This is a genomic window from Streptomyces sp. NPDC033177 (genome assembly GCF_055577715.1).
In genome coordinates this window covers 1-5,405 of the sequence record NZ_JBVIPS010000020.1, presented here as the reverse complement: position 1 = coordinate 5,405, position 5,405 = coordinate 1, and the positions used below count along the sequence as shown (strand labels likewise).

Sequence of the window (5,405 nt, the reverse complement as noted above, 5' to 3'; positions counted from 1 at the left end):
TTGCACACCTCGTCCAGTGCGGCGGCGAACTGCGGTACGCGGGCGGCGAGTTCACGGCCCATGCCCAGCCGCTGCGCCCCCTGACCCGAGAAGACATAGCCCAGCCGTCCGGAGCGGGAGCGCTCCTGGACCACCACGCCCGGATCGGTCGCGCCCGAGGCCAGCGCCTTGAGAGCAGCCAGCTGCTCGTCCCGGTTCCGGCCCGCGACGACCGCGCCGGACTCGAGCAGTGCACGGCTCGACACCAGTGACCAAGCCAGATCAGCGGCGTCCGCGGGCTCCGTGGTATCGGCCGTATGCGTCGCGTCCGAGAGGCCCGTGCGCTCGATGTGCTCGGCCAGGCGGGCCGCCTGCGCACGCACCGCCTCCGCCGAACGCCCCGACAAGACCCACGGCACGACCGCACCAGCAGCCTTGTCCCGCGCCTGCCCCTGCCCCCGCCCCTGCTCCCCGGATACCTCGGGAGCTGCCTCCAGGATCACGTGTGCGTTGGTGCCGCCGAGGCCGAAGGAGGAGACGGCGGCGCGGGCGGGGCGGTCGTGGGTGTGGGGCCAGGGTTGTGGTTCGACGAGGAGTTCCATGGCGGCGGAGTCCCAGTCGATGTGGGGGGTGGGCTGGTCGACGTGGAGGGTGCGGGGCATGGTGCGGTGGCGCATGGCCTGCACCATTTTGATGACGCCGCCGACTCCTGCGGCGGCCTGGCTGTGTCCGATGTTGGACTTGAGTGAGCCGAGGTAGAGGGGTTGGCCGTTTGTGCGGTGGTGGCCGTAGGTGGCTTGGAGGGCTTGGGCTTCGATGGGGTCGCCGAGGCGGGTGCCTGTGCCGTGTGCTTCGACGATGTCGATGTCGCCGGGGTTGAGTCCGGCGTCGGCCAGGGCGTCGCGGATGACGCGTTCTTGGGAGGGTCCGTTGGGTGCGGTCAGGCCGTTGGAGGCACCGTCCTGGTTCACGGCCGAGCCCCGCAGCACTCCCAGCACCTCATGTCCCAGGCGCCGCGCGTCTGACAGGCGTTCCAACAGCAGCACTCCTGCACCCTCGGCCCAGCCCGTACCGTCCGCGGCCGCCGCGAACGACTTGCACCGGCCGTCCGCCGCGAGCCCCCGCTGCCGCGAGAACTCCACGAACGACACAGGGGTGGACAGCACCGTGACACCCCCGGCGAAGGCCAGATCGCACTCGCCCCGGCGCAGCGCCGTCGCCCCCATGTGCATCGCGACCAGCGACGAGGAGCACGCCGTGTCCACGGACACCGTCGGCCCCTCGAAACCGAACGTGTAAGCCACTCGACCTGCGGCGATGCTGCCCATGCTGTTGCTGACGAGATTGCCCTCGTAGCCCTCCTTGGGGAGGTTGGGGCGCGCTCCGTAGTCGTGGTACATCTGGCCGACGAACACGCCGGTGCGGCTGCCGCGCAGGGTGGCGGGCACCACGCCCGCGTTCTCCATCGCCTCCCAAGTGGTCTCCAGGAGCAGCCGCTGCTGCGGGTCCGCCACCGTGGCCTCACGCGGAGACATCCCGAAGAAGGAGGGGTCGAAGCCGCTCACGACGTCCAGGAAACCGCCTTCGCTCACGTACGACTTGCCCACGCTGTCCGGGTCCGGGTCGTGCAGGTCCTCGGGCCAGCCGCGGTCCGTCGGGAACGGCGAGACCGCGTCGACGCCCTGGTCGACCAGGTTCCACAGGCCCTCGGCGTCCGTGACACCGCCCGGATAGCGGCAGGCCATACCCACGATCGCGATCGGCTCCCGCGCCTTCTCCTCCACCTCACGCAGCCGGCCCCGCGCGTCCCGCGCGTCGGCTATCGCGCGCTTGAGGTACTCCCGGAGTTCCTTCTCGTCCGCCATCAGAATTCAACCCTTCAAAGTTCATGTGTGAGGTGAAGCGGGGTGTCCGGGCCTGCCTGCCGGTGTGCGGTTACTCGACCCCGTCCACCAGCGCGAAGAGCTCTTCGTCGCTGGCGGAATCGAGGTCTTCGTCAAGCCCGGCCCCGGTCAGCTCCAGGAGCCGCTGCAGCTGCTCGGTGATCTGGCGCCGCAGCGCGTCGTCATCGCCGACACCGCGGATGCGCTCCTCCAACTCGCCCAGGTGCGAGAGCACGGTGTCCGGTGCGCTCTCGCCCTGTGTGACCCTGGTGAGCTGGTCGATCTGGTCGGCCAGTTGCTCGTCCAGGAACCCGGCGAGCGCACCGACCGAGGGATAGTCGAAGACGACGGTGTTCGTGAACCGCACTCCGCTCGCCTTGTTCAACCGGTTCCGCAACTCCACCGCGCTCAGGGAGTCGAACCCCTGCTCCTGGAAGGCACGGTCCGCTTCGATCTCCCGCGGGTCGTCGTGTCCCAGGATGTCGGCCACTTCTTCCTGCACCAGTTCCACGATCGCCCGCTTCCGCTCGTCCGCCTGGAGGGCTGCCAACCGCTGGAGCAGCGGAGAGACGGGACCGCCGGCGGGGGTGGTGGGCAGGGCGCTGGGCGCGGGGGCGTGCTGGGTGGCGAGTTGTCCGGCCAGGAACCCGGCAAGGGCGGCGATGGAGGGGTAGTCGAAGACGACGGTGTTGGCCAGCTGCAGTCCGCTCAGTTTGTTCAGCCGGTTGCGCAGTTCGACGGCGTTGAGGGAGTCGAATCCCAGCTCCTGGAAGGCGCGGTCGACTTCGACTTCGTTCGGATCGTCATGGCCCAGAATGTCGGCGACCACTCCGCGGACGAGCTCGGTCGTGGACCGTTCACGCTCCTCGGGGGGCAGCCCCGCGAGTCGTGCGCCCAGCGACTGTGGCTGCGTGCTCGGCGACTGTGGTCGTGCACCGCTGGTCTCGCTCCCGGCCGCGGCGCGTGACCGTCGCGCCGTGGGTACCAGTGCCTGGAGCAGGTCGGGTACGTCGTCGCCCCGGGCACGCAGGGCGCGGGTGTCGATGCCGGTCAGTGCGAGGACCGGTTCGTCTGCCGTAAGGGCCGCGTCGAACAGGCTCATCGCTTCGGCGGAGGGCAGTGCCCGCAGTCCCATGCGGTTGAGTCGTCGCAGGTCGACTTCGCTGAGTTCGCCGCTGATGCCGCTGGATTCCTGCCACAGGCCCCACACCATCGATACGGCGGGCAGGTCTTGGGCGCGTCGCAGGGCGGCGAGGCCGTCCAGGAACGCGTTGCCCGCCGCGTAGTTGGCCTGGCCCGCTGTGCCGAGGAGTCCGGCCAGGGAGGAGTAGAGGACGAAGGCCTTCAGGTCGTGCTCGCGGGTGAGTTCGTGCAGGTTCCAGGCGCCGTCGACCTTGGGCCGAAGGACTCGCTCCAACTGTTCTTGGCTCATTTCGGACAGTACGCCGTCCTCGGCGACGCCTGCCGTGTGGACCACACCCGTCAGCGGGTGGTCCGCGGGTATGCGGGCCAGGATGTCGGCGAGCGCGGCGCGGTCGGCGACGTCACACGCGGCGATCGTCACGCGTGCGCCGAGTGCTTCCAGTTCGGCGCGCAACTCCCCCGCGCCAGGGGCGGATTCGCCGCTGCGGCTGAGCAGCAGCAGATCCCGGATGCCGCGTTCCCGTACGAGGTGGCGGGCCGCGATCGCGCCCAGGGTGCCGGTCGCGCCGCTGACCAGGACCGTGCCCTCGCCCCAGTCCGGACCCACGCCGGTCGTGGCGGTACGCACCAGGCGCGGTGCCAGCAACTGCCCCTCACGTACGGCGACTTGCGCGAGCCCCGAGCCTGCGACGGCCCGCAGCAGTCCGGCCAACTCCTCCGGCCCGGTGGGGCTCTCCTCCAGGTCCGCCAGAACGATCCGGCCCGGGTGCTCCGACTGCGCCGACCGCAACAGCCCCCACACCGCGGCACCCGCGAGATCCGCGATCCCCTCGCCCTTGACCGCACCCAGCGCACCGCGCGTCACCACGACCAGCCGCGAGTCCTCGAACCGGGCATCACCCAGCCACGTCCGCACCCACTCCAGAACCCCGCCCACGACACCGCGCACCCCACCGGCGACATCCGTGTCGGTGTTGCGCGGCGGTACCTGGAGTACGGTCGTGCCGACGTCCTCGGGCAGGCGATCAGTGAGGTACACCAGCTCCTCGGGCGCTTCATCGAGGTCCGGTGCCGTGACCGGCTGCCACTCCACGGCGTGCGGGGCAAAAGCCCCCGCGTCGAACCGGCCGGTGAACTGCTGCCGGGACACCGGCCGCATGGTCAGTGCACGAGCCCGCGCGACGGGAGAGCCGTGCTGGTCGGTGATCGCGATGGCGGTGCTGTCGCCGCCCGAGGGTGTGAGTCGTACGCGCAGGTCCGTGGGGCCATCGGGGTGCCAGAAAGCGGCGCCGTGCCAGTCGAAGGGCAGCCGCAGGAGGCCGCCGGCCGCGAGCTCCTCGGACGCCGATACGACCAGTGGCTGGATCGCGGCGTCCAGCAGTGCCGGATGCACGGCGAACTCGCCTGCCGCGCCGCGGAGCTGACCGGGCAGCTCGACCTCTGCGTACAGCTCCTCTCCGCGCTGCCAGAGGCCTCGGAGTCCTTGGAAAGCGGGGCCGTACTCGTATCCGAGCTCAGCCAGGCGTGCGTAGACGCCGTCCAGCGGAATCTCGGTGGCGTGCTGCGGGGGCCAGTTGCGCAGGGGTTCGAAGGTGGCCGGCTCCGGTGCGGTGTCGCCTGCGGGGGAGAGGCTGCCGCTCGCGTAACGGGACCACTCGGCGGTGCCCTCACCGTCCGCGTCGGCGGGCCGCGCGTGAACGGAGAACGCCCTGATGCCGTCCTGGTCAGGTGTCTGGACGATGATCTGCAACCGGACGGACTCACCCTTGAGCAGGCGCAGGGGCGCCTCCAGGACCAGCTGTTCCACTCCGGCCGCACCGGTACGGGCGGCCGCTGCCGCCGCGAGCTCGAGGAACGCGGTCGCCGGAAGGAGCACATTGCCGTCGATCGTGTGGTCGACGAGCCAAGGGTGGTCATCGAAGCTGAGGCAGCCGCTGAGGACCGTCTCGTCCCGGCCGGCGAGCTCGACGACCGTGTCAAGGAGCGGGTGCGGGGCGGCGTCAGGGCTGGTCGCTCGCTGCGCGGAGGTCAGCCAGTAGCGGCTGTGCCGGAAGGCATAGGTGGGCAGGTCGACGTGGGTCGCCCCGGGGAAGAACGCGGCGAGGTCGATGTGCGCACCCTGCACGTGGGCCTGGGCCACCCCCGCGCTGAGCACGGCGGTCTCGGAATGCCGAGCACGCAGCAGGGGCACGGCGGTCATGGCGGGTTCGCCTTCGCCCTGACCGTTTCGGATCATGCCGGTGAGCACGGCGTCGGGGCCGACTTCGAGGCACAGGCCGACGCCCTCGTCCGCCAGGGCTTGTATGGCGTCGTGGAAGCGGACGGTGCCGCGCAGTTGGCTGACCCAGTAGTCGGGGGAGGTCAGTTGGCCGGGGGTGGCGAGGGTGCCGGTGACGGTGG

General features: G+C 70.7%; 2 protein-coding genes. Both read right to left on the bottom strand.

Annotation, left to right across the window (positions count from 1 at the left end; genetic code table 11):
- Positions 1-1,844, bottom strand: a 1,844-nt coding sequence (locus ACZ5U5_RS39690; RefSeq protein WP_469031504.1) for a type I polyketide synthase, incomplete at its 3' end; no start/stop codon positions are given.
- 70 nt (positions 1,845-1,914) lie between these two features.
- The coding region (locus ACZ5U5_RS39685; protein WP_469031502.1) for a type I polyketide synthase at positions 1,915-5,405 on the bottom strand (3,491 nt) is incomplete at its 5' end.